Below are 24798 nucleotides of genomic sequence, written 5' to 3'. Positions count from 1 at the left end.
TGTTTCGGCGGGAACCCTGAGTCGCGTTCCGCTTCAGCCCTTGCGGCGCAGCCGCATCCCGGCCAGGCCGGCGAAGCCCGACAGAAGCAGAAGCCCTGCCGCGGGGACCGGCACAGGGTTGATCTGGCGCGCGTCACTGATGATGAAGTCGTCGAAGCCGAACTGATCGTTGCTGCCGATGGCGCGGAAGCGGACGGCGTTGAACGGGTTGCTCTGGCTGGTGATGCCCCAGAACAGGATGTTGCCGTTCGGCCCGGCCATGCCGACGTTCTCCGAGAACAGCACGTTGTTGGCGTCGTCCAGGAAGTCCAGCACCAGCTGACCGTTGAAGTCGCCGATATCGGTTCCGTAGAAGCCGAAGGCGGCGACGTCGGCGCTGAAGGTGATGGTGGTGCCGCCCTGACCGGTGCCGATCAGGTAATACTGGCTGCCCGAGGTCGCGAATCGGCCCTTCCTGGCTTCGGTCGCGTTCTCGGCCTGCACGCGCCCGCCGGCCGACATGGTCGCCGTGATCGAGCCGGTCGAGCCGGGGAAGTTCATCGACACCGGCGGCGTCTGCCCGTCGGCGAAGCTCTCGAAGTCCTGGCTGCCGACGTTGCTCAGCGCGGACAGGAAGCTCGCGCGTGCGGCGTTCGAGTTGACCCAGGTGGCGCTGTCGTCGGGGTTAACCCCCGTGACGTCCTGCCCGTAATAGACCGCCGCAGAGGCCGTCCCGCCCCAGGCGAACGCGGCAAACGCCATGGCCAGTGAAACTTTTTTCAACATGATGATTCCCACCGATCGATACACTTGCCTCTTGATACCAGAAGCCGAAGGCGTTTGTCACCATCGATTAACGGCCGTTAACCAAAACCGCGAAGGAGCCGCCATGCCCGCAAGACGAAGCCTTGCCGAAGAATTCGCCTCGGAGGCGCAAGAGATCGCCGCATGGCGGCGCGAGCTGCACATGAACCCCGAGCTGGGCTACGATCTGCCCCGCACCGCCGCCTTCGTCGCCGACAAGCTGCGCGCCTTCGGCTGCGACGAGGTGGTCGAGGGAATCGGCCGCTCGGGCGTGGTCGGGCTGATTCGCGGCGCGGCGCCGGGCCCGAGCATGGGGCTGCGCGCCGACATGGACGCCCTGCCCATCCTCGAGGCCAGCGGCGCGCCCTGGGCCTCGCGCGCGGCGGGGCGCATGCACGCCTGCGGCCATGACGGGCACACGGCCATGCTGCTGGGCGCGGCGCGGCGGCTGGCGCGGGAGCGCGACTTCGCCGGGCGCGTCGCGGTCATCTTCCAGCCCGCCGAGGAGGGAGGCGCCGGCGCGCTGGCCATGGTGCGCGACGGGCTGATGGAGCGTTTCGAGATCGCGCAGGTCTTCGGCATGCACAACCTGCCCGGCGCGCCCGAGGGGGCGTTCCTGATGCGCCCCGGCCCGATCATGGCCGCCTCGGACCAGTTCGACATCGCCGTCGAGGGGCGCGGCGGCCATGCGGCCCTGCCCCATGCCTGCGTCGATCCGGTGCTGACCGCCGCGCATGTGGCGGTGGCGCTGCAAGGCGTGGTCAGCCGCGCGGTCGATCCGCTCGAGCCGGCGGTGGTCTCGGTCACCGGCATCGCCGCCGAGGGCGAGGCCTACAACGTCATCCCCGCCCGCGCCCGGCTGCGCGGCACGGCGCGCAGCCTGTCCGAGCCGGTGCGCGCGCTGCTCGAGGCGCGCGTGCACGAGGTCGCGCGCAACGTCGCCGCCGCCTACGGCGCCGAGGCGCGGGTGGACTGGACGCGCGGCTATCCGGTCACCGTCAACGCGCCCGCGCCGCTGGCCCTGGCGGCGCGCGCGGCGCGCGACGTGGCCGGCGCCGCGATGGTGGACGAGGCGGCGCCGCCGCTCATGGGCGCCGAGGATTTCGCCTACATGCTCGAGGCGCGCCCGGGCGCCTTCATCTTCATCGGCGCGGGCGACTCGGCGCCGCTCCACAACCCGGCTTACGACTTCAACGACCGCATCATTCCCGCCGGCTGCGCCTATTGGCTGGCGCTGACGCGCCGCGCCCTGCCCCCGCATGGGTGAAGAGCCCGCATGAAGGAGCCCCGCCCGCGCCGCCAACCGGCCTGCGCCCCCCGTGCGAGGCGGGATCGCGAGCGCGCGATAAACCGTGCAAGGCGCGTCGCAGCCGCACCCCCGCGCGGGGAGTGATGGATCCGCGCCCGAGCGGCGCGCACCCCGCGCCGCCCCGGCCCCGCGCGGGGCGGGATGGCAGACGCGCCCCCGCCGGCCGCCGCTCCGCGGGGCGGTCACGCGCTCGGCGCGGGGGGCGGGGTGGTCACGCGCTCGGCGCGGGGGGCGGGGGGTCATGGGCTGGGCGGGACCGCCTTGAGATAGGCCGCGATGGCGCGCAGGTCCTCCTTGGGCAGGCCGGACAGGTTGCGCACGACCTCGGCCATCGAGCCGCCGACGCTGTCGTAATCGGGCGTGAAGCCCGACTCGAGATACCAGGCGATGTCCTCTTCGGACCAGCCGCCGATGCCCTTCGGCCCCGGCGTGATGTCGGGAACCACGCCCGGCCCGTCCGGGTTCGGCGCGCCCTGAAGCCAGCGCGCGCGGTCAAGCACGCCCAGCGCGTTGCGCGGGGTGTGGCACTCGGCGCAATGGCCGGGCCCCTCGACCAGATAGCGCCCCCGCATGGCAAGGGCGTCGTCCGCGGGCACGTCCACGACCCAGGAGGGGTCCAGCGCCAGCAGCTTCCACAGCCCCAGCCCGCGGCGGATGTTGAAGGGGAAGGGCAGATCATGCCCCGGCGGGCGCGAGTCCGAGGGCGGAAGCGCGCGCATCCACGCCCACAGATCGGCCACATCCTGCGGCGTCATGCGCGCATATGAGACATAGGGGAAGGCCGGGTAAAGGTGCCGGCCGTCGCGCCCCACGCCGCGCAGCATGGCGGCGGCGAAGTCCTGCAGGCTCCACGCGCCGATCCCCGCCTCGGGATGAGGCGAGACGTTCGGCGCCGTGAAGGTTCCGAAGGGCGTGACGAAGCGCCGGCCGCCGGAAAGGACGGGGCGCTCGGCCGGCTCGGCGCCCGGCGCCGCGTGGCAGGCGGCGCAGCCCCCCACGCGAAAGACCAGCGCGCCGCGCGCCGCGTCGCCCTGCAGCCCGGCCGTCAGCGCCGGATCGGGGCGCCGCGGCGCGGTGGCCAGCCAGAACGCCGCCGCCCCGGCCGCGGCCAGCGCCGCCGCCGCGCCCAGAAGGCGGCCCGACCGGCGCCGGCCCGGCATGGCGCGGTCACTCCTTCTTCACGCGCCAGGCTTCGTGGCAGGACTTGCAGTTTCCGGCGACCTTGCCGAAGACCGGCTTGAAGGCGTCCAGATCCGCCGGCCGCGCCGCGGCCGCGGCCGCCGTGTCGCGCGCGAAGGCGCCGATGGCGGCCTTGAAGCCCGCCATGTCCTGCCAGATCTTCGGCGAGGCCTCGGTCTCGCCCGCATCGGAGCCGGCCGGGAAGAAGGCGCCAAGGCCCAGCGCCGCGTTGTTCATGGCGCGGAAGGCCGCCTCGGCCACGCGGGCGTCATAGGGCGCCTCGCCCTTGACCATGCCGGCCAGAAGCTTCATCGAGCCGCCGACGTTCTTCATCATGTGCTGGCGCACCGAAACGGGATCGTTCAGATCCGCCGGCGCCGAATCATTGGCCGCCAGAGCGGCGGCGACCATTCCCCCCGCGGCGACCGCCGCGACCGCAAGCCTGGTGATCATGCGCATGCCGTGCTCTCCCTGCTGAAGGCGCGCCTTGCGCAGGCGCGCCGTTTCTCGTTCAACGGGCGAAAGCTTAGCGCGCCGCTCGCGCGCGCGCCACAGGCCATGCGTCAACCCGCCGCGCCGCGCAGCTCGTCGCGCAGCTCCTTGCGCGACAGCTTGCCGACCGCCGTGCGCGGCAGCTGATCGCGGAATTCGAGCGCCGCGGGCAGCTCGTGCCGGCCCAGCTTGTCGGACAGGAACGCGCGCAGCTCGTCGAGGGCGAAGGGCTGCGCGCCGGGGCGCAGGGCGACGAAGGCCTTGGCGCTTTCGCCGCGGTAGTCGTCGGGGATGCCGATGACCACGCATTCGGCGACGGCGGGGTGCTCGTAGATCGCCTGCTCGATCATCTGCGGATACACGTTGTAGCCCGACGAGATGATCATGTCCTTCTTGCGGTCCACCAGCCAGACGTAGCCCTCCCGGTCGATGCGCCCGATGTCGCCCGTCAGCAGCCAGCCGTCATGGAAGGCCTCGGCGTCGGCGTCGGGGCGGTTCCAGTAGCCGCGCGTGATGTTGGGGCCGCGGATCGCCAGCTCGCCCGTCTCGCCGAGGGGCAGCTCGCGCGCGGGATCGGCCACGTCCACCACCTTCATCTCGAGCCCGGGCAGCGGCAGCCCGACGCTGGCGGCCTTCTCGGGCGGGATGTCGCGCAGATGACCCGTGCCCGCCGAGGCGGTCTCGGTCATGCCCCATCCGCCGCCCAGCGTGAGGCCGGTCAGCTGGTCGAAGCGCTTCTTGACCTCGAGCGGCAGCGGCGCCCCGCCCGAGCCCACCAGCCGCAGCGAGCTCAGGTCGCGCTTGTCGATGTCGGGCATGTTGACGAGCGCGGTCCACATCGTCGGCACGCCCGGGAACAGCGTCACGCGCCGGCGCTCGATCAGGTCCAGGATCTCGGCCGGATCGAAGCGCAGCGCCAGCACCATGTGCGCGCCCTCCTGCGTCTGGCGCAGCAGCAGCACCACCAGCGCGTAGATGTGGAACAGCGGCAGCACCACCAGCGCCACCTCCTGCGGCGGCGCGTCGGGATCTTCGGCGATGCCGAAGCCCTCATACCACGCGTCGTAGATCGACACCGCCGCGGTCAGGTTGCGATGGGTCAGCACCGCGCCCTTGGGCAGGCCCGTGGTGCCGCCGGTGTATTGCAGCAGGGCCACGTCCTCGGGCGCGGCGGGGCTGGCGAAGGGGCCGTCGGGCGCGCCCGCCAGGAACTCCTCGGCGCCGACGAAACGTGCGTCCTCGGGCAAGGGCGCCAGCGGAACCGGCAGCGGGCCGAAGGCGCCCGCATCGCACAGGATCACCCGATCGACCGCCCCCGACCGCGCCAGCTGCTCGGCCAGCGCGGTCATGCTGGGCAGGTTCGTCGTGACCAGCGTGCGCGCGCCGCTGTCGCGCAGCTTGTGCTCGAGCTCGCGCAGGGCGTCGAGCGGGCTCAGATGCGCCACCCGCGCGCCCGCCGTCAGCGCGCCGTAGAAGAAGATCGGATGCCAGGGCAGGTTCGGCAGGTAGAGCGCCACCGCCTCGCCCGGCCCGATCCCGGCGCGCGCCAGCGCATGGGCCGTCTGGCGCACGCGCCGCGCCAGCTCGGCGTAGCTGAGCGTGGTCGGACCGAAGCTGAGCGCGGGCAGCGGGCCGTGCCGGGCGGCGGCCTCCTCGAACAGCTGCGGGACGGTGCGCGGCGCGATCTTCGGGTCGGGATCGACGCTGGGCGGATACGAAGCGCGCCAGGGGCGCGCGCGGCTTGGCAGCGCGTCGTCGGCAGGCATGGGCGTTCCTCCGGTCCGTTCGGTTCCGCTTGGCGGAACCCTGTTTTGTAAAGACGGTAGAAAGCGCCCGCCCCCGCTGTCAACCAAGCCGCGCGGCAAGGCGACGCAACGTCAATCCGCTTGACCCGACGCCTGCGGTTGTGAAGAAAGCATTGACCGGATCGCAAGTTTGCGAAAGCCTGTTCCGCAAAGAACGAAAACAAGGCGCAGCCGCGCCGCCCAACACGGAGGCCCGCCATGAAAGCCCGCCCAGCGGCCTGGGTCAGCCGCGCGCCCGCCGCGCCGCGCCCCGGTTCAGGAGCCGCGTCATGACCGTCGCCGACGACGCCCGCGAAGGCGCCGAGGACCGCAAGTTCGTCACCTCGCTGGCGCGCGGGCTCGAGATCCTGCGCTGCTTTCGCCCGGGCGAATACGGCCTGACGAACCAGCAGATCGCCGAGCGCAACGGCCTGCCCAAGCCCACCGTCACGCGCCTGACCTACACGCTGTGCGCGCTGGGCTATCTGATCTACTCCGAAAAGACCGGCGTCTATCAGCTGGGGCCGGGCATTCTGGGGCTCGGCTACGGCGTGCTCAACGGCATGGAGATGCGCGAGCGCGCCCTGCCGGCGATGGAAGAGCTGGCCCAGGCCGAGAACGTCACCGTCGCGCTGGCCGAGCGGCACAAGCTCAAGGCCGTCTACGTCGCCGTGCGCCGCGCGCCCCAGACCCTGGCGCTGTCGCTGGACGTGGGCGCGCGGCTGCCGCTGGCGGCCTCGGCGATCGGGCGCGCGATCCTGGTGGCGATGGAGCCGGACGAGCGCCGCCGCATCATGGACGAGCTGGCCGCCGAGCGCCCCGAGCACGCCGCCGCCAACGCCGAGGGTCTGGCCCGCGCGCTGGAGGAATACCGCCGGCATGGCTACGTCTCGTCCTTCGGCGAGTGGAAGAAGGAGATCCACGGCATCGCCGCGCCCATCTACTCGGCCGATCGCGAGCGCATCTTCGCCATGAATGTGGGCGGCCCGTCCTTCCTCGTCTCGCCCGAGTTCCTGCGCGAAGAGATGGGTCCGCGCCTGGCGCGGGCCGCGCGCGACCTGACGCTGGCGCCGCTCGATGCGGCCGGCCGCGAGGCATGAGCGCAGCGCCCCCCGGCCCGCCCCCCGGCGCACCTCCCGCGCCGCCCCGCCAGGGCGGCGAACAGGCCCCGGGACCGAGCCCGGGCGCGGACGGCGCGCGCGAGGACGCGCCGCGGGCGGCGCGCGCCGATGCGCGACCGGGCGGCCCCGGCGCCGCGTCCGGCGCGCTTGCCGGCGAGGCGGGGGCGGATGAGGCGGGGGCGGATTCGGCGCATGAGCCGCGCGCTTCCGGCGGCGGCGCGCGCCCGGCGGCCGGCGACCATTCCACCGCCCCCGGCTTCGAAGCCGCCCCCGGCGCCCGATCGCGGGACACCGCGCCGAGCCGCTCGTCCGGCGCGGAAACGGGCGGCGCGGACATGGACGGCGCGTACAAGGGCGGCGCAGACAGGGACGACGCGGACAGGAGCGACGCGCCCGGGGGCCCGGCGCCGGAGGCGGACGCGCTTGCGCGGGCCGAACTCTCGGGTTCGGTCGATCCCGTCACCGGAGAGCCCCTCTACCCCTTCCAGCGCCTTCTGGGCTTTCGCATAGAGGCCTGGTCCGAGGGCTACGCGCGCGTCGCGCTCGACGTCGATCCCGCCCGCCATGCCAACCGCTACGGCCTGCCCCATGGAGGCGTGCACGCCGCGTTGATCGACACGGCGGCGGGCTTCGCCGGCTGCTGGTGCCCCCATCCGGGCCGCGTGCGGCGGGCGATGACGCTGTCGCTGACCATCAACTATCTGGGCCAGCTGCGCGGGCGGCGCATGATCGCCGAGGCGCGCCAGACCGGCGGCGGACGCAAGACCTTTTTCGCCGAGGTCGATCTGCATGACGAGACCGGCGCCCCTCTGGCCAAGGGCGTGGCCACCATGCGCTGGCGCGGCGCCGGCGGCGACCCGATGGGCGATCCGGCCTGAAGCCGCGCGGCCGGGGGCCTGCGCGCCCCGGCCGAACCCGCCCGGGAGCGTCGGCGCAAAACGGCGGCGAAGGCGGGGTTCGAGCGGCGCCGAACGCGCCGCGGCGGCGGAATGGGCCGCGGCGGCGCTCGCCCCCGACCCGCCCCGCCGGGCCAGGCGAAATCCGCCGGCCCGGCCGTCGCCCGGTCAGGACCAGGTGACGGCGCCGGGGCGCAGGTCCAGATGGGGGGTCTCGTTGAAGCTGCCCAGCCAGGGCGCCTCGCGCCCCGCGAAGAAGCGCGTGAGCGAGGCGTTGCGCACCTGCATGTGCAGGCGGATCATCGCCTCGGCCGGCGCCGACAGCGCCGCGCGCACCGCCTGCCCGATCACCCCGCCCGAGCTGACCGCCAGCACCGGCCCGCCCTCGGCCGCCGCGGCCAGGGCGCGGGACATGGCCTCGGCCACGCGCGCCTCGAAGGCGGCGAAGCTCTCGGCCCCGTCGATGCGCCCCGCCTGCCAGTCGGCCAGCGCCCGCGCCAGGGCGCGGAAATGGCCGCGCCGGTCGGTCGGGACCGGTTCGTCGGGATTGGCGCGCCGCCAGGCGGCCAGAACCGCCTCGGCGTCGTATTCGTCGAAGCCCGGATGGGTCTCGATCTCGAGCTCGGGCAGCCCCATCGCCTCAAGCGCCAGCGCCGCCGTCTCGCGCTGGCGGCGCAGCGTGCCCGCCAGCGCCCGAACCGGGCGCACGCCCGCCGCGGCCAGGTGCTCGCCCAGCCAGCGGGCCTGGCTGCGGCCCAGATCGGACAGCACGTCGTAATCCTGCGCGCCGAAGCTGGCCTGGCCGTGGCGCGCCAGCAGAAGCTGGCTCACGCCTTGACCCCGCGCGTGGGATCGTCCGAGACGCGGACCAGCTGCTTGCCCAGATTGCCGCCCTTGAGCATGGCGATGAAGGCTTCGGGCGCGGCGTCGAGCCCCTCGGCGATGGTCTCGCGATACTTCAGCCGCCCGTCGCGGATCATGGCCGAGACCTCTTCCTCGAAGGGGGCGAAGCGGTCGTTGTGGTCGAAGATGATGAAGCCCTGGACCTTGAGCCGCTGCACCAGGATCGTGCGCCAGACCCTGGGCAGGCGATCGGGGCCGGGAACCTCGCCCATGCCCAGCCCGCCAAGGTCGTACCACGAGATCATGCCGCAGACCGGGATGCGCCCGTGCACGTTCATCAGCGGAATGACGGCCTCGAGCGTCTTGCCGCCGACATTCTCGTAATAGATGTCCACGCCGTCGGGGCAGGCCTCGGCCAGCTGCGCGCGCAGCGCCTTGGCGTCGGGCGCGGCGCGGTGGTCGATGCAGGCGTCGAAGCCCAGCTCCTCGACCGCGTAGCGGCACTTGTCGGGGCCGCCCGCCACGCCCACCGCGCGCAGGCCCCGGGCCTTGGCCAGCTGGCCGACCACCTGGCCCACCGCGCCCGTGGCGGCGCCGACGACCAGCGTCTCGCCCGCCCTGGGCTGGCCGATGTCGTTGAGGCCCACCCAGGCGGTGTGCCCGGGCATGCCCAGCACGCCCAGCGCGGTCGAGATCGGCGCGCGCGCCGGGTCCAGCTTGCGCACGCCCTCGCCGTCGGAGAGCGCATGGGTGGCCCAGCCGAAGGGGCCGACCACGAACTCGCCCACCGCGAAGCCCGGATGGTTCGAGGCGATCACCTCGCCCACGGCGCCGCCCTGCATGGTCTCGCCGATCTCGACGCCCTTGGCGTAGGACTTCGATTCGTCCATGCGCCCGCGCATGTAGGGATCGAGCGACAGCCAGATCACCCGCACCAGGAACTGGCCGGGACCGGGCTGGGGCATGGGAAGCTCCTCGATGCGGAAGCAGTCGGGGGTGACGGCGCCCTTGGGACGGGCGGCCAGCGCCACGCGGCGCATGGTGGCGGGAATGGTCTGGGTCATGGCGAACATCCTTGCTTCAAGCTGCGGAACTGCGTTCCGCTCTTGTCGGCACTCTAACCGAGGCGCCGCGCGGCGCAAGGGCGCATCGACGGCTCCGGCCGACGGCCGGCGCCCGCGGCCCCGATCGCCCCCCGGTCGGCGCGCCCGACAGGGGCCGGACGCGGGCCGGACACGGGTCGGACACGGGCGGGACACGGGCTGGACACGGGCCGAAGAGTGGCCGAAGAGGCGCCGCAGACTGGCGCGATACGGGCGCGAGACGGGCGGAACTGGACGCCGGCGCGCCACGCCGCTAGCTTTCCGGCCCGCGCAACGCCCCGCCCCCGCCCGCAGGAGCCCCCATGCCCGCCAGACCGCCCGCGCCGCCAGCTGCGCCAGCCGACGCGCCATCCGACGCGCCCGGCCCGGACGGCGCGCGCTCGGCCGTCGCCGCCGGGAGGGCGGCGGGCGCGTCGGCGCCCGTTCCGCCGCTGCGCTACGCACCCCCGCAAGAGCCCTGGCTGCCCGTTCTGCTGGCCGACGACGACGCGCTGGCCGTGGACAAGCCCGCCGGCCTGCTGACCGTTCCGGGCAGGACGCCCGACCTTGCCGACTGCGCCGAGGCCCGCGCGCGGCGCCTGTTCCCCGGCGCGCTGATCGTTCACCGGCTGGACATGGACACCTCGGGCGCGCTGCTGATGGCGCGCAACCGGCGCGCCCAGCGCATCCTGTCGCTGCAATTCGAGCGCCGCCACGTGCGCAAGGCCTACATCGCCCGCGTCCGCGGCCAGGTCGCGGACGAGGCCGGCGAGATCGACCTGCCGCTGATCTGCGACTGGCCCAACCGTCCGCGCCAGATGGTGGACCATGCGCGCGGCAAGCCGGCGCTGACGCGCTGGCGCGTTCTGGCGCGCGAGGACGGCGCAACGCGCCTGCTGCTCGAGCCGCTGACCGGCCGCAGCCACCAGCTGCGCGTGCACATGCTGGCCATCGGGCATCCCATTCTGGGCGACCGGCTGTATGGCGGCCCCGAGCCCGGCGCCGAGCGGCTGCAGCTGCACGCTTGGCGGCTGGATTTCCGCCACCCGCGCGACGGCGCGCATGTGCGCGTCGAGGCCCCCTGCCCGTTCTGAGCGTCGCGCAGGCCAGGCCGCTGCGTCAATAGTGCGTCAATATCCCGTCAACTCCATGTAGCCGCGGCCCGTGCGCGTGCCGCTGACGCGGATCGGCCCCTCCCAATACGCAAAGCGCGCGGCCATCCACGCCTCGGGATTGAGCGGCGCCGTCTCGATGCGCAACCCGCGGCGCGGCAGTTCGAGCCGCCAGCGCAGCGGCAGCGCGCGCCCCGCCACGCGCCGGCGCGACAGCGCAGTCATGCGGATCTCGTCGGGTCCCAGCGGCTGGACGGCGCCGTCGGGCGCGATCCAGGAGCCCGACAGGAACGCCCCGTCCGCCCCGCGCAGGGCGAACAGCATCAGCCGCGCCCCGTCGTCGAAGTGGATCGAGAACCAGTCCCACCCCTTCTGATCGGCCGAAAGCGGGCGGCTGGACCATTCGTGATCCATCCAAGCGCGCCCGCGCACGCGCATGCGGCGCCCGTCGATGGCGACCCAGCCCTCGGCGCTCAGGAAAGGCAGCGAAACGTAGTGGCTGGCCTGCCCCTGCGCGGATTTGAGCGACCACCCCTCATCGCCATGCAGCACCGGCGGGCCCTCGGCGCGCAGCTCGAGCTCATAGGCGAAGCCCTCGCCCGAGGCGCGCGCTTCGAGCAGCTTCATGCCCGGGCCGCGCGCCGCCAGGCGCCAGTCGTCGATCCAGGCGGCGAAGGGTTCGGCCGTCACGCCCGCGACGCCCACGCCCCCGCGCGCCAGCTTCTGCGCGAAGCGATGCGCCCCGGCCGAGGTGGCGGCGGCGTGACCCATCCACAGCTGCGGCGTCGCCCAGCCCCGCGCCGGGCCTTCCGGCGCCAGCGCCTGGCGGAACAGGGTCCACTGGACGCCCAGCTCGGCGCCGTCCTCGGCGGTCAGGTTGGCGGTCAGATACCACCACTCGATGCGGTGACGCGGATGCGCGCCGTGATCGCGCGGAAAGACCAGCCGCGTTCCCCGCACCACGGGGGCGAAGCCCTCGGCCGCCTCTCCAAGCCCGGCGAAGCCCTGCCGCGACTGCGCCGGAAGCTGGGCGGCGGGGGCGCCGGCGGGCCGGTCCGCATGGCGCGCGGCGGGCGCGGGGTCGGGGGTCGGCGCGGGCGTGGGGGCGGCGCGATTCGCCTGCGCGACCCGAACGGCGCCTTGGGACAGGGCGGGCGCCCCGGCAAGGGGCCGGGCGGCGCCCTGGACGGCGCGCGCAAGAAAGGGCGCTGCGGCGCGCCGGCCGAGAGGCTCGGCGGCGCCCCGGACCGATCCATGGGCGCCGGCGCGCCCGTCATCCGGCGCGCCGGTCGGGGGCGAAGCCGGGCCGCGATCGCGGGCCGGCGACTGCGCCGGGGCGGCGCCGAGGCGCTGCGCCTCGGGCTGCGACGCGCCCGCCCCGGACGGCCCGGCGCCGGCCCATGCCGGGGCCAGCGCCGCCAGCGCCGCCAACGCGGCCGCGCCCATCATCCGCCGCGCCCGCAAGGCGGCGCACGCGGCCGCGCGGCGGCGCGGGCGGGGAGCGGCGCGCTCAGCGTTCATCGGCGAACACCTTGGCCAGCGTGGCGGGCGGCGTGCGCGACAACGCGCGCGAGGCCGCCAGCGAGGCCGCCGCCGCCGTCAGCCCGGCCAGCGCCGCCAGCCGCAGCCACTGGCCCGGAAACGCATGCATGGGCAGGCGCCAGCCGAAGGCCTCGACATTGACGACGGCGACCAGGATCCACGTCGTCGCCACGCCCAGCGGAACGGCCAGCGCCGACGTGCCCAGCGCCAGCGCCACCGTCTTGGCCAGATCGAGCCGCACCAGCGCGCGGCGCGGCGCGCCCATGGCCCAGACCGGCGCCGACTGGGCCAGGCGCGCGCGCGCCAAAGTCGCCAGCGCCGCGAAGAGCGCCGCGCCCGCCACCGCGAAGGTCAGCGCATTGAGGGCCGCGGTGACCGCGAAGGTGCGCTCGAAGATGCGCAGGCTGCGCGCCTTGAGCGCCGCGCGGTCGATCACCTGCGGCGCGCCCGGCCCATGCGCCGCGACCGCCGCCGCCAGCGCCGGAACCGCCGCCGGATCGGCCCGCACCGCCATGGGCGTGCGGTCGGCGGCGGGGAAATGCGCCGCCATGGCCGCATCGTTCACGCGCAGCTTCCCTTCGGCGGCGCCGTAATCGGCGAACAGCGCCACGATGCGCAGGCGCCACGGGCCGCGCGGGGTCGGAACGCTCAGCTCGTCCCCAAGGCCAAGCCCCAGCCGCCGCGCCAGCTGCTCGGACGCCGCCGCGCCGCGCCCGGCGGCGATCGCGTCCCAGGCGCCGGGCTCGGCCGACAGAAGCGGCCAGCGCTCGCGGTAGGTCGGGTGATCGGGCGCGCCGCGCAGCGCGACCGGCCAGCCGCCGATGTGCAGGCGCGCCTCGGATTCGCGCAGAACGGCCGCCGCCTCGGGACGCGCGGCCAGCCACGCCGCCAGCGCGTCGGCCTCGGCGGGATCGCCCGCGCGCACGTAGAGTTCGGCCGTCAGGCGCTGCTCGAGCCAGTCCTCGAACGTGCGGCGGAAGCCCTCGGTCATCGCGCCGACGCCGATATTCGCCCCCAGCGCCAGCAAGAGGGCCATCAGCGCCAGCGCCAGCCCCGGCAGCTGCTGGCGCGCATCGGCAGCCGCCCAATGCGCCAGCGCGCCCAGCCGGCGCGCGGCGCGCTCGGCCAGCGCCAGCGCAAGGTCCAGCGCCGCCGGCAGCGCCAGCGCCGCGCTCAGCATCGCCCCCGCCAGCAACGCAAAGCCCCCGGCCAGCCCGCCAAGCGCGCCGAAGGCCGCCGCGCCGGCCAGCCCCGCCGCCGCCGCGCCGGCCAGCTGCAGGCGCGTGCGCCGGCGCTGTGCGCGCCGCCAGGCGGTCGGACGCGCCGAGTCCAGCGCCGGCATGCGCGCCGCGCTCCACACCCCGCCCAGGGCGGCGGCCAGCGCGCCCGCGCAGCTCATGGCCAACCCGCCCGCCCACCAGGCCGGGCCGGGCGCCAGCTCGGCCCCAAGCTGCGCGCCGTAAAGGGCGTTGAGGCTCTCGGCCAGATCGGGCAGCAGCGCCCGGGCCAGCGCCCGCCCGCCGGCGAGGCCGGCAAGCCCCGCCACGAGCGCGGCGCCCAGCGCCTCGATCGCCAGCGCCCAGGCGGCGGTCGAGGCCGCCAGCCCGCAGGCGCGCATGGTGCGCAAAAGCGGGCGGCGCTGCTCGAAGGCCAGCCCCGCCGCCGCGCGCGCGATGAACAGCCCCACCAGGAAGGCCAGCAGGGCGAAGGCGTCGAGGTTCATGTGAAAGCTGGCGGTCAGCCGCGCCAGATCCGCGCCCGCCGGCGCCTCGCGCATGCTCAGCCCGAGGCGCGCCGGCAGATCCGCGGCCGCAGGCGGAACCGGTCCCGCCAGCGCCAGCGCGCTCAACCGGCCCTCGAGCCCCAGCGCCGCCTGCGCCATGCCCACATCCATCACCAGCGCGCCCGGCGGCGCCCCCGCGGCGGGGCGCACGGGCGGCAAGGGGCGCCCGCCTTGCGCGCGCGGGCGCGCGCCCGGCGCAAGGCCCAGCGCGGCCAAGGTCTCGGGCGCCGCCAGCGCCAGCCCCGGCGGCGTGATGAAGGCGGCCAGGTCGCGCGCCGCGTCCCCCTCGCCCGGCGCGCGCGAACCGTGCCCGCCGCCGGGCGCGCCCCCGTCGCTCCGCTCGCCCCCGTCGCTTCGCTCGCCCCTGTCGCCCGCGTCGCTCCCGTCGCCCGAACCGCCGCCGAACACGCCCGGCGCAAGCCCGGCAGGCGCCGAAACGGGGTCGATCCCGATCACGCGCAAGGTCGCGCCGTTCGCGCGCACCGCGCCCTCGACCACCGGCGAGACCGGCCAGCCCGCGCGGCGCAGCGCGGCGAAGGCGCCCTCGTCGATCGTCGCGCCGGGCGCGGCCGCGACCAGCCGCGCGCCGCCGCCCAGCTCGCGCGCGGCGGCGTCGTAGCTGGCGCGGGCATGGGCGTTGAGCGCCTGGATCCCCGACCACAGCGCCGTCGCCGCCGCCAGCCCGCCCAGAAGCGCCGCCAGCTGCCCCGGCCGCCGGCGCCAGTGACTGGCCAGCGCGCCCAGCGCCGCCAGAAGCGGCGCGAGGGCCGGGGCGCTCATCCCCCGCCTCCGGCCGCGCTCATGCCCGCAGCGCGCCCGGCGCCGCCGCAGGCCGCCTCGCGCAGCACGCCGCCGCTCAGATGCAGCCGCCGGTCCAGCCGCGCCGCCAGCCGCAACGAGTGCGTGGCCATCAGCAGCGCCGCGCCAGCGTCCCGCGTCAGCTCGAGCAGAAGGTCGAGCGCCCGGTCGGCGGCGGCCTCGTCAAGGCTGCCGGTCGGCTCGTCGGCCAGCACCAGCGCCGGCCGATGGGCCAGCGCGCGCCCGATGGCCACGCGCTGCTGCTGGCCGCCCGACAGCTCTTCGGGGTAGCGGCGCTCGAGCCCCTCGAGCCCCAGCCGGCCCAGCAGCGCCCGCGCGAAGGCGCGGTCCTCGCGCCCGGCCAGGCGGGCCTGGAAGGTGAGGTTGTCCCACACGTTCAGGCTGGGGATCAGGTTCAGCTGCTGAAAGACCAGCCCGATGCGGGCGCGCCGCAGCCGCGCGCGCGCGCCGTCGCTCAGCCCCGACATCTCGCGGCCGTCCACGCGCACCGAGCCCGAATCGGCCTCGTCCAGCCCGGCGATGATGTGCAGCAAGGTGCTCTTGCCCGAACCCGACTCGCCGGTCAGGGCCACGGCCTCGCCCGCGCCGATCTCCAGCGACGCGCCGCGCAGCGCCTCGACCGGGCGGTCGGGGGCGGGGTAGGTCTTGCGCAGATCCGTGACGCTCAGCATCCGGGGCTCCTGATGGGCGCGGGGCGACGCGCCGGCGCGGCGACGCGCGTTCAGGAACTAGCCCAGGCGGCGCAGGTTGCAAGCGCCTCGTCGCCGCGGCCGCGCATCTTGGGGCTGGAGGCGCGGCCCGCGACGCCCTATTGATGGCGCAGACGGCCCCGCGCCGCGACCGCAGCCGAAAGGACCCCGCGATGAAGGACGACGATTACTGGCGCGAGAAGCTCGAGACCCGCCTGCGCGAGCTGGAGGAGCGGCTTGACGAGATCGAGGACGAGCTGGACGAGACTCCCTCGCCCGATCTCGAGGAACGCGCCGTCGAGCGCGAGGGCGACGAGGTGCTCGAGGGCCTCGGCCTGAGCGGGCTGCAGGAGATCCGCGCCATCAAGGCCGCGCTCGAGCGGCTGGACAAGGGCGAATACGGCTGGTGCGCCGAATGCGGCGAGCGGATCGAGGACCGGCGGCTGGAGCCGGTTCCCTACGCGGTGAAATGCGCCGCCTGCGCGCGCGCGCGCTGAAGGGCGCGAGCGGGCGGATGCGCGCCGGCGCTCAGCTCGGGCGCGGGGCGGGGGCGGCGCGATGACCGGCCGCGACGCGCGTCGCCGCCCCGAGGCCATGGCCGAAGGCCGCGCCGGGCGCGGAGCGTCGCCCGTCGATGCGCGCGCGCCGCGGGGCCTCCCGACCCTCGGGGCGGCGGGGATGGCGGGGGCGACGGCGGCCGGCGCCGAAGCGCCTACCCCCGACGCGCCGCCAGCGCCCGAGCGGCCGGTCGGCCAGGACGCCGGTCAGGGCGCCGGCCCCGAAGCCGGCGCCGCAGCCATCGAGGCGCCGCCGCCCGATCTTGCGCATGCGCCCGATGCGCTGGCCAGGCTGGCCGAGGCCGTGCGCCGCGCCGCGCCCGAATGGGGCCTGTCGCCGCGCACGCGGGTGCGGCTTCTGAACGTGTCCGAGAACGCCACCTTCCTGGCCGAGGACCCCGAAGCGCCCGCGCCGCTGGTGGTGCGCGTGCACAGGCCAGGCTATCACACGGCGCGCGAGATCGCCTCGGAACTGGCCTGGATCGAGGCCATCCGCCGCGACGGCGCGGCGCGCGCGGCCGCGCCGGTCGCCCGGCGCGACGGGCGCCTGGCCGCGCCGCTGCCCGCGGACGAAGGCGCGCGCCTTGCGGTCGCCTTCGCCTTTCTGCCCGGCGCCGAGCCTGCGCCCAGCGCCGATCTGGCGCCCGATTTCGCGCGGCTGGGGGCGATCACCGCGCGGCTGCATCTGCACGCGCGCGCATGGCGGCGCCCGGACTGGTTCGCGCGCAAGCGCTGGGATTTCGAGACGACGCTTGGCGCGCGCGCGCTGTGGGGCGACTGGCGCGCCGCGCCGGGTCTGACGCCCGAGGCGCGCGCCGCGCTCGAGCGCGCCTCGGACGCGCTGCGCGCCGCGCTGGCCGCCTATGGCGACGGCGCCGACCGCTTCGGCCTCATCCACGCGGATCTGCGGCTTGCGAACCTCTTGGTCTGCGACGACGCCATCGCGGTGATCGACTTCGACGATTGCGGCTTCGGCTGGTTCGCCTACGACTTCGCCGCCGCGATCAGCTTCATCGAGCGCGAGCCCTGGATCCCGGCGCTGCAGGAAGCGTGGCTCGAGGGTTATGCCCGCGTCGCGCCCCTGCCGCCCGGAACGCGGCGGATCATGCCGGCGATGATCATGCTGCGGCGGATGCTGCTGACGGCCTGGCTGGGCACGCATGCGCAATCGGACACCGCCCGCGCGCTTGGCCCCGGCTTCGCCGAGGGCACGGCGGCGATGGCCGAACGCTTTCTGCGCGGCGAATATCCCGCGGGCTGACCGCAGGGCCCCGAAAAGCGCACGCAAACGCCCCGCCGCGCGCGCTCAGGCCGCCTGAAGCGTCCTGCGCGGGCTGCGGGCTGCGGGCTGCGGGCTGCGGGCTGCGGGCTGCGGGCTGCGGGCTGCGGGCTGCGAAGCAGTAAAATCGGGGCCGAGGCGCGCGGCAAGCGGCAAGCCTTGCGTGCGCCCCTGCCCGACGCCGCCCCCGCCCGGGCCGAACGCGCCGCCCGACGCCGCCCCCTGCCCGACACCGACTCAGCCCGGGCGGAACGCGCGGCCGCCCCGGGGCGGAAGCCGCGCGCACGCGCCGGCGCGCGGGCCTTGGCCGCCGCGCTCAGCCTGCGGCGTCGGCGGCGATGGCGCGCACGCCCCACTCGACCGCGCGGCGCAACACCTTGCCCAGCGCCTGGTCGAAGGCCTCGGCCACGTCGTCGAAACCGTTCGAGGCGGCGCGGGTCCGGGCCGCGAAGGACTCGGAGGCGATGATCAGCCCCCGTGGCTCGGCCACCACCTTGACGTTGAGCCGCACGAGCACGCCGACGGGCTCGTCCGCGCCGCCCACGGAAACGGCCTCGAACTCGCGCAGATCGGCGATCAGCGTGTAGTCCGAGTTCAGCCCCACCGCCTGACGCCCCACCGCCGCCAGCGCGCCCGAAGACTCGAGCGATTCGACCAGCAGCCGCTGCACCATCTTCGGCGCCCGGTCGACCCATCGCACGGCCGGGAAATACTCGACCCGGTAGGGGCCGACCTTGACCGCGACGCGGTCGGTGTCGACGTAGCTCCAGGCGGTGGGCTCCTCGACCACCACCTGGCGGCGCACGCGCGGCAGATCGGCGTCGAACGAGGTCTTGGGCGACAGGTCGTAAAGCGCCGCGGTCTCGGTGACGGCGCTCAGCCCCGCAAGGCCGCCGCAGCCCGACAGCGCCAGCAGCGCGGCCGCCGCGGCCGCGCGCGGCGGGCGAAGGAAGGGGGTCATCGGTCTCTCCCGAATTCGGGAGCGCGGCCGCCCAGAAGAAAGCGCGCGGGGTCGCGCTCGATCTTCGCGGTCAGACGCTCCAGGTTGCGGACCAGCTCGCGCGATTCGCGCACGAAGCGGACGAATTGCGGCAGCCCGGCCTTGAGGAAGCCGTCGATCTGCTCGCGATTGCCGGCCACCACGCCGTCGAGGCTGGCCGCAAGGCGCGCGGCGCGCTCGACCATGCGGCGCACATCCTCGGCCACGGCGGGCGCCTGCGCGGCGACGGCGCGCGCGGCCTCGGACATCGCCAGGGTCGAGGCGCGGATGTCGGCCATGACGGCGCCCATGTCCTGATCGATCAGGCGGCCGGCGCCGTCGAAGGCGCCCTTGGCCGAGGCCAGCGCGGCGTCGGCGTTGGCCATGGTCGCGCGCACCGCGTCCATGGCGCCCTCGGCCCGGCCCATGGCGCCGGTCACGGCCTCGATGGCGCGGTTGGCGTTGGCGAAGGTGTCGGCGGCCTGAACCAGCGTTTCGCGCGCCTGGGCGGCGGCGGCGTCGAAGCCGCCGGTCATGACGCCCAGATCGGCTTCGGCCGAGGCGGTCAGCCGCTCGACCCCCGCGGCGGCGGCGCGCACCTGCTCGAGCATGGGCGGCAGCTGCGCGGACAGCAGCGCATCGAGCCGCGCGGCCGCCTGGGCGGCGGCGCCGGCCGCGGCGCGCACGTCGGCGATCAGCGCCGCGCCCTCGCCGCGCGCCAGACCCTCGACGCCGCGCGCGGCCTCGGTCACGGCCAGGAACATCGCGTCGGCGCGCGCAAGCGCCGCCTGGGCCTCGGTCAGGCGCGCGGTCAGCGCCGCGCCGGCCGCCGCCGCCTGGGCCGAGACCATGTCCGCCGCCGCCCCGATGCGGCCCGCGGCGCGGCCGGCCTCGGCGATGGCGGGTCGGGCGTCGGCGAAGGCCCCGCGCGCCTCGGCCAGCGCCGCGCGGGCGTCGTCGATCGCGCCTTGCGCGCGCTCTGCCGCGGCGCGGGTCGCGTCCATGGCGCCGGCGGTGGCGGCCAGGGCGGCGTCGGCGCCGTCGGCCAGCCGCTCGGCCCGCGCGGCCACCGCCGCGACCGCGCCCGAGGCCTGGTCCAGCGCGCCGGCCACCTTCTCGAACGCCGCAAGCGCGCCGTCGATGCGCTCGGACGCGTCGGCCAGGTTGGCCAGCATGCGCGCCACCGCCGCGCGGTTCTGCGGCGAGACGACCTCGCGCAGGTCGCCGATCAGCCGCAGCGCCTCGTCCAGAAGGGCGGGCGCGCCCTCGAACACGCTCTGCACGGCGGATTTCTCGGCCACGATCTCGGGCACGCCGGCGGCGCCGGGCGCGGTCAGGGGCGGGGCGTCGGGGCTGCCGCCGCTCAGCGCCACGTAGGACACCCCCGTCACGCCCTGCATCTCGAGCGTGGCGCGGGTGTCGGCGCGCACGGGGGTGGCGGCGTCGACCTCGATGCGCACGCGCACGCGCCCGGGGTCGGCCTTGTCCAGCGCCAGCGACATCACGCGCCCCACGGGCAGGCCGTTGTAGCGCACCTCGCCGGCCTCGTTCAGCCCGGCGACGCTTTCGAACAGGACGTCGTAATAGGCGTAGCGCCGGTCGGTCTCGACCTTGGCCAGCCACAGGAAGAAGCCCAGAAGCCCCAGAAACCCCGCCACGGCGAAGGCTCCGATGACCGTGTATCTGGCGTTGGTCTCCATGCCGAGCGTCCTTTCGCGTTCATCCGGCCCGCAGCGCGGCGCGCGCGCGCGGACCGTGGAAATACTCGCGCACCCACGGGTGGTCGACGGCAAGCATCTCTTCCATCGTGCCCACCGCCAGCACGCGCCGCTCGGCCAGCACGGCGATGCGGTCGCATACGGCGTTCAGGCTGTCGAGGTCATGCGTGACCATGAACACCGTCAGCCCCAGCGCGCGCTGCAGCCGGCCGATCAGCTGGTCGAAAGCCGCCGCGCCGATCGGGTCCAGCCCGGCGGTCGGCTCGTCGAGGAACAGGATCTGCGGATCGAGCGCCAGCGCCCGCGCCAGCCCGGCGCGCTTGCGCATGCCGCCCGACAGCTCGGCCGGCATCTTGGCCGCCGCGCCGGGGGCGAGCCCGGCCATCGCGATGCGCAGCCGCGCCAGCTCGGCGATGTCGGCGTCGTCCAGGCCCAGATCGCGCGCCTCGCGCAAGGGCGCCTCGACATTCTGCTGCACCGTCAGCGACGAGAACAGCGCCCCGTTCTGGAACAGCACCCCCCAGCTGCGCTCGACGCGGGCGCGCTCGGCGCGCGGGGCGCGCAGCATGTCCACCCCCAGCACCCGCACCGAACCGGCCGCCGGGCGGTTCAGCCCGATGATGGTGCGCAGCAGCACCGACTTGCCGGTGCCCGAGCCGCCGACCACCCCCAGAACCTCGCCCCGGCGCACGTCCAGATCCAGCCCGTCATGCACCACCTGCGCGCCGAACTGCGTGCGCAGGCCGCGGACCTCGATGATGTTTTGCGCCGCGCCGCTCATATGCCCAGCTCGGCGAAGAAGACCGAGAACAGCGCGTCGGCGACGATGACCGAGAAGATCGCGATCACCACCGAGGCGGTGGTGCGCCGCCCCACGCTTTCGGCGCTGCCGCCGACCAGAAATCCCTGATGGCAGCCGACCACGCCGATGATCAGCGCAAAGACCGGCGCCTTCGAGATGCCGACCAGGAAATGCTTCACGTCGGTCTGCGCGTGAAGCCGCTCGAGAAACATGCCCGGCGAGACGCCCAGCTCGATCCAGCTCATCAGCAGGCCGCCCGCCAGCGCCGCGATCATGGCCAGAAAGCTGAGCACCGGCAGCGTCAGCAGCAGCGCCAGCGCGCGCGGCAGCGCCAGCGTCTCGATCGGGTCGAGCGACAGGGCGCGCATGGCGTCGATCTCCTCGTTCACCTTCATCGAGCCGATCGCCGCCGTGAAGGCCGAACCCGAGCGCCCGGCGACGATGATCGCGGTCAAGAGCGCGCCCAGCTCGCGCAGCGCCGAGATGGCGATCAGATCGACCACGAACACCTCGGCCCCGAAACGGCGCAGCTGCGTGGCGCCCTGAAACGCCAGCACGACGCCGATCAGGAATCCCATCAGCGTGACGATGGGCACGGCGTTCAGCCCCGCCTGCTGCATGTGGCTGAACAGCGCCGCCATGCGCAGCCGCCGCGGCCGGAGCAGCGCCCCGCCCAGCCGCGCCAGCGTCAGCCCCAGAAAGGCCAGCGCGTCGAGCGCGCCCAGCGCCCCCGATTCCACCCCGCGCCCCAGCGCCGCCAGCCTTTGCGCCAGGCCCTGGCGCGGCGGCGGCGGGGGCGCCTCGGGCATGGCGGCGGCCACGGCCTCGAGCAGCTCGCGCAGACGGGCGGGCGGCGGCGTCAGGCGCGTCGCCACGCCCGCCCGCTCGAGGCGCGCGCGCTCGGAAACGATGAGCCAGGCGCCGGCGGTGTCGAGCCCCTCGAGCGCGGCCAGGTCGAACTCGACGGCCCGCAGGGCCGGCCGCGCCAGGGCGCCGCGCAACGCCGCGCGCGCGCGCGCTAGCGCCGGCAGCGTCAGCGCGCCGCGCACGCGCAGCCGCGCCTCGGAACCGTCGCCCTCGCACAGAATCGTCGCCTGCGCCTCGTCCATCGATCGCCTTTCCCCGGCGGCGCGCATGCCGCGTCGCGCGCAGGTTTCCACGCCCCGCGCCCCGGGTCCAGCCCCGCCGGACCGGCGCGCCCGCGCCCGCGCGGGCCATGTCGCGATTTGGCGCGAACAATGCGCGAACGACACCTTTCCCAACCGCGCGCAAGGCGCTAGATTGCACCCCCATGAGCAGCAGCGACTTCGACGAATTCGACGCCTTCGCCGGCTACGAGGCCCAGAGCCTGTCCGCGCGCGCCATGCCCGGCGGCCCGCCGGGCGACGCCGCGTATCTGGACGGGCTGAACCCCGAGCAGCGCGCCGCGGTCGAGACGCTGGACGGCCCCGTTCTGGTGCTGGCCGGCGCGGGCACGGGCAAGACGCGCGCGCTGACCTGCCGCGTGGCGCATCTGCTGCGCACGGGGCGCGCGCGCCCGAACGAGATCTTCGCCGTCACCTTCACCAACAAGGCCGCGCGCGAGATGAAGGAGCGCGTGGGCGCGCTGGTGGGCGGCGCGGTCGAGGGCATGCCCTGGCTGGGCACCTTCCACGCCCTGTGCGCCAAGCTGCTGCGCCGCCATGCCGAGCTGGCCGGGCTGAAGCCCAACTTCACCATCCTCGACACGGACGACCAGCTGCGCCTGCTCAAGCAGCTGATCGCGGCCGAGAACATCGACGAAAAGCGCTGGCCGCCGCGCATGCTGGCCGGGCTGATCGACCGCTGGAAGAACCGCGGCTGGACGCCCGCCAACCTGCCCGCCGACGAGGCCGCGGCCTTCGGCGGCAAGGGCGGGCGGCTCTACGCCGACTACCAGGAGCGCCTGCGCACCCTCAACGCCGCCGATTTCGGCGACCTGCTGGTGCATGTGCTGACCATCTTCCAGGCCCATCCCGAGGTGCTCGCGACGTGGCGGGGGCGGCTGCGCTACATCCTTGTGGACGAGTATCAGGACACCAACGTGGCGCAGTATCTGCTGCTGCGCCTGCTGGCGGCCGAGCATCGCAACATCTGCTGCGTGGGCGACGACGACCAGTCCATCTATGGCTGGCGGGGGGCCGAGGTGGGCAACATCCTGCGCTTCGAGCAGGACTTTCCCGGCGCGGCGGTCATCCGGCTCGAGCGCAACTACCGCTCGACGCCGCATATCCTGGCCGTCGCCTCGGAGGTGATCGCGGCCAATGAGCGCCGCCTGGGCAAGACCCTGTGGACCGACGAGACCGAGGGCGAGAAGGTGCGCCTGATCGGCCATTGGGACGGCGAGGAGGAGGCGCGCTGGATCGGCGAGGAGATCGAGGCCCTGACCCGCGGCACGCGCGGCATGGAGCCGGTCTCGCCCGAGGGCATCGCGATCCTGGTCCGCGCCTCGTTCCAGATGCGCGCCTTCGAGGACCGCTTCCTCAACATCGGCCTGCCCTATCGCGTGATCGGCGGCCCGCGCTTTTACGAACGCCTCGAGATCCGCGACGCCATGGCCTATTTCCGCCTGGCCGTCTCGCCCGACGACGGGCTGGCCTTCGAGCGCGTCATGAACCGCCCCAAGCGCGGCCTAGGCGAGAAGGCGGCGCAGAGCGTGAACCTGATCGCGCGCGAACGCGGCCTGACGCTGGTGGACGCGGCCCGCGCGCTGGTGGCCGAGGGCGGGCTGACCGCGCGCGCGCGAGGCGCGCTGGGGCGGCTGCTCGAGGCCATCGACCGCTGGCACGAGGCCGTGCGCGCGGGCGCCGATCACGTGGCGCTGGCCGAGACGATCCTTGACGAAAGCGGCTATGTCGATCACTGGCGCAACGACCGCGCCCCGGATTCGGCCGGCCGGGTCGAGAACCTGAAGGAGCTGGTCAAGGCGCTCGAGCAGTTCGAGAACCTGCAGGGCTTTCTCGAACATGTCGCCCTGGTCATGGACAACGAGCAGGAAGACGGCGCGGCCAAGGTCTCGATCATGACGCTGCACGCCGCCAAGGGGCTTGAGTTTCCCGTCGTCTTCCTGCCCGGATGGGAGGACGGGCTGTTTCCCTCGCAGCGCTCGATGGACGAGAACGGGCTTGCCGGCCTCGAGGAAGAGCGGCGCCTGGCCTATGTCGGCCTGACGCGCGCGCGCCGGCTGGCGGTGGTCAGCTTCGCCGCCAACCGCGCCGTGTTCGGCCGCTGGCAAAGCGCCCTGCCCTCGCGCTTCATCGACGAGATGCCCCCCGAGCATGTCGAGGTGCTGACCCCGCCGGGGCTGCATGGCGGCCCGCGCGGGCGCGCGGCGGTGGCGGGAGGCCGCGGCGCGGCGGGCGCCGACGGGCGGCTGCGGGCGATCGAGGGGCTGGCCGGCGTCGTGCGCGGCTCGGAGCTGGAAGAGCGCGCCGCGCGCGCCGGCGCCTATGACTCGCCCGGATGGCGGCGCATGCAGGCGCGCCGGGCGGCGCCCTCGGCCGCGCCCGTGGTCATCGACGCGCGCGCCGCGCCCGCCTTCGCGCTGGGCGAGCGCGTGTTCCACCAGAAATTCGGCTACGGCGCCGTGCAGGCCATCGAGGGCGACAAGCTGACCGTCGATTTCGAGAAAGCCGGGGTGAAAAAGGTGGTGGCGGGCTACGTCACCGCCGCCGACGACGTGCCGTTCTGATCCGCGCCCATCGCCCGCGCCGCCGCCGCGCCGCCGACGCCCCCAGCCGGCGCCCGGGCGCGCGCGCCGCGTCTGGCCGCGGCGAAGGCGCCTCGGGCCATGCGCGCGCGCGGCGCCGGGCGCTGATCGGGGCGGCGCTGCGCAAGCTGGCGCCTTGGCCGCGCGCGCGGCGCCGACATGCGGGCGCGTCCGCGCCGGGCGGGCCTGCGCGGGCGGCTTCGATCAAGGCCGATGCGATCGCCGAAGGCGCATCCGCGCGCGCTCCGAGGCCGCGCGCCCGGCACGAGGGCGCGGGACAGGGCGGCCTGGCGGCTGCGGGA

At 75.0% G+C, this 24798-nt stretch carries 20 protein-coding genes; 7 read left to right on the top strand and 13 right to left on the bottom strand.

The features are described from left to right. Positions 1-33 precede the first annotated feature (33 nt). Positions 34-741, bottom strand: coding sequence for a VPLPA-CTERM sorting domain-containing protein (locus BMW67_RS05845; protein WP_072746447.1), 708 nt, complete (start codon positions 739-741; stop codon positions 34-36). Positions 742-868: 127 nt separating this feature from the next. On the opposite strand from BMW67_RS05845, the gene BMW67_RS05840 reads away from it, so the two are divergent. Further along, positions 869-2050: a M20 aminoacylase family protein gene (locus BMW67_RS05840; protein WP_072746448.1), complete on the top strand. Its 1182-nt coding sequence runs from the start codon at positions 869-871 to the stop codon at positions 2048-2050. Positions 2051-2331: 281 nt separating this feature from the next. Here the strand turns inward: BMW67_RS05840 and BMW67_RS05835 are convergent, their stop codons facing one another. The 3 genes from BMW67_RS05835 to BMW67_RS05825 form a co-directional block, all read right to left on the bottom strand. After that, the gene (locus BMW67_RS05835) at positions 2332-3252 is read right to left on the bottom strand and encodes a c-type cytochrome (RefSeq protein ID WP_072746449.1); all 921 of its coding nucleotides are present in this window, start codon (positions 3250-3252) and stop codon (positions 2332-2334) included. Positions 3253-3259: 7 nt separating this feature from the next. After that, positions 3260-3730 (bottom strand): c-type cytochrome, encoded by a 471-nt coding sequence (locus BMW67_RS05830; RefSeq protein ID WP_072746596.1) that lies wholly within the window; start codon positions 3728-3730, stop codon positions 3260-3262. 104 nt (positions 3731-3834) lie between these two features. Continuing rightward, positions 3835-5529, bottom strand: a complete 1695-nt coding sequence (locus tag BMW67_RS05825; protein WP_083581159.1) for an AMP-binding protein — start codon at positions 5527-5529, stop codon at positions 3835-3837. A 308-nt stretch (positions 5530-5837) separates the two neighbouring features. Between BMW67_RS05825 and BMW67_RS05820 the strand changes: the two genes are divergently transcribed. Next, positions 5838-6647, top strand: coding sequence for an IclR family transcriptional regulator (locus tag BMW67_RS05820; RefSeq protein WP_072746450.1), 810 nt, complete (start codon positions 5838-5840; stop codon positions 6645-6647). Between the two features lie 356 nt (positions 6648-7003). Continuing rightward, entirely contained in the window at positions 7004-7546 is a 543-nt protein-coding gene (locus BMW67_RS05815) for a PaaI family thioesterase (protein WP_083581179.1), read from the top strand. 186 nt (positions 7547-7732) lie between these two features. Here the strand turns inward: BMW67_RS05815 and BMW67_RS05810 are convergent, their stop codons facing one another. Continuing rightward, positions 7733-8395, bottom strand: coding sequence for a histidine phosphatase family protein (locus tag BMW67_RS05810; RefSeq protein WP_072746451.1), 663 nt, complete (start codon positions 8393-8395; stop codon positions 7733-7735). After that, positions 8392-9471, bottom strand: coding sequence for an NADP-dependent oxidoreductase (locus BMW67_RS05805; RefSeq protein WP_177174483.1), 1080 nt, complete (start codon positions 9469-9471; stop codon positions 8392-8394). Before BMW67_RS05805 ends, BMW67_RS05810 begins: the two co-directional genes overlap by 4 nt. Before the next feature lie 341 nt (positions 9472-9812). Between BMW67_RS05805 and BMW67_RS05800 the strand changes: the two genes are divergently transcribed. Then, entirely contained in the window at positions 9813-10583 is a 771-nt protein-coding gene (locus BMW67_RS05800; protein WP_083581160.1) for an RluA family pseudouridine synthase, read from the top strand. A gap of 36 nt (positions 10584-10619) precedes the next feature. Here BMW67_RS05800 and BMW67_RS05795 read toward each other — a convergent pair whose 3' ends face one another. The 3 genes from BMW67_RS05795 to BMW67_RS05785 are packed head-to-tail and all read right to left on the bottom strand — an operon-like array spanning position 10620 to position 15416. Continuing rightward, a complete protein-coding gene (locus tag BMW67_RS05795) occupies positions 10620-12122 on the bottom strand; it encodes a lipocalin-like domain-containing protein (RefSeq protein ID WP_245728469.1) in 1503 nt (500 codons plus the stop codon). Beyond that, positions 12112-14706 carry an ABC transporter permease gene (locus BMW67_RS05790; protein WP_072746452.1) on the bottom strand — a complete coding sequence of 865 codons (2595 nt, stop codon included), beginning with the start codon at positions 14704-14706 and terminating at the stop codon, positions 12112-12114. Before BMW67_RS05790 ends, BMW67_RS05795 begins: the two co-directional genes overlap by 11 nt. Beyond that, positions 14703-15416, bottom strand: a complete 714-nt coding sequence (locus BMW67_RS05785; protein WP_072746453.1) for an ABC transporter ATP-binding protein — start codon at positions 15414-15416, stop codon at positions 14703-14705. Before BMW67_RS05785 ends, BMW67_RS05790 begins: the two co-directional genes overlap by 4 nt. A 191-nt stretch (positions 15417-15607) precedes the next feature. Between BMW67_RS05785 and BMW67_RS05780 the strand changes: the two genes are divergently transcribed. Together BMW67_RS05780 and BMW67_RS05775 are read left to right on the top strand one after the other, a co-directional pair. Next, positions 15608-15931, top strand: a complete 324-nt coding sequence (locus BMW67_RS05780) for a TraR/DksA family transcriptional regulator (RefSeq protein WP_072746454.1) — start codon at positions 15608-15610, stop codon at positions 15929-15931. A 61-nt stretch (positions 15932-15992) separates the two neighbouring features. After that, positions 15993-17252, top strand: a complete 1260-nt coding sequence (locus BMW67_RS05775; RefSeq protein ID WP_245728468.1) for a phosphotransferase enzyme family protein — start codon at positions 15993-15995, stop codon at positions 17250-17252. Between the two features lie 334 nt (positions 17253-17586). Here BMW67_RS05775 and BMW67_RS05770 read toward each other — a convergent pair whose 3' ends face one another. The 4 genes from BMW67_RS05770 to BMW67_RS05755 are packed head-to-tail and all read right to left on the bottom strand — an operon-like array spanning position 17587 to position 21878. After that, positions 17587-18231 carry an ABC-type transport auxiliary lipoprotein family protein gene (locus tag BMW67_RS05770; RefSeq protein ID WP_072746455.1) on the bottom strand — a complete coding sequence of 215 codons (645 nt, stop codon included), beginning with the start codon at positions 18229-18231 and terminating at the stop codon, positions 17587-17589. Continuing rightward, complete coding sequence (locus BMW67_RS05765; RefSeq protein ID WP_072746456.1) at positions 18228-19949, bottom strand: MlaD family protein; 1722 nt, start codon at positions 19947-19949, stop codon at positions 18228-18230. Before BMW67_RS05765 ends, BMW67_RS05770 begins: the two co-directional genes overlap by 4 nt. A 19-nt stretch (positions 19950-19968) precedes the next feature. Further along, entirely contained in the window at positions 19969-20748 is a 780-nt protein-coding gene (locus BMW67_RS05760) for an ABC transporter ATP-binding protein (protein WP_072746457.1), read from the bottom strand. After that, complete coding sequence (locus tag BMW67_RS05755) at positions 20745-21878, bottom strand: ABC transporter permease (protein WP_072746458.1); 1134 nt, start codon at positions 21876-21878, stop codon at positions 20745-20747. Before BMW67_RS05755 ends, BMW67_RS05760 begins: the two co-directional genes overlap by 4 nt. 182 nt (positions 21879-22060) lie before the next feature. Between BMW67_RS05755 and BMW67_RS05750 the strand changes: the two genes are divergently transcribed. Continuing rightward, on the top strand, positions 22061-24478 hold the full coding sequence (locus BMW67_RS05750) for an ATP-dependent helicase (RefSeq protein WP_072746459.1): 2418 nt from the start codon (positions 22061-22063) through the stop codon (positions 24476-24478). The last annotated feature ends 320 nt before the right edge of the window (positions 24479-24798 follow it).

Source organism: Oceanicella actignis (genome assembly GCF_900111545.1).
Taxonomy (GTDB): Bacteria; Pseudomonadota; Alphaproteobacteria; order Rhodobacterales; family Rhodobacteraceae; genus Oceanicella; species Oceanicella actignis.
The sequence above is the reverse complement of the archived record's forward strand: the minus strand, read 5'-3'. Positions and strand labels throughout refer to the sequence as shown.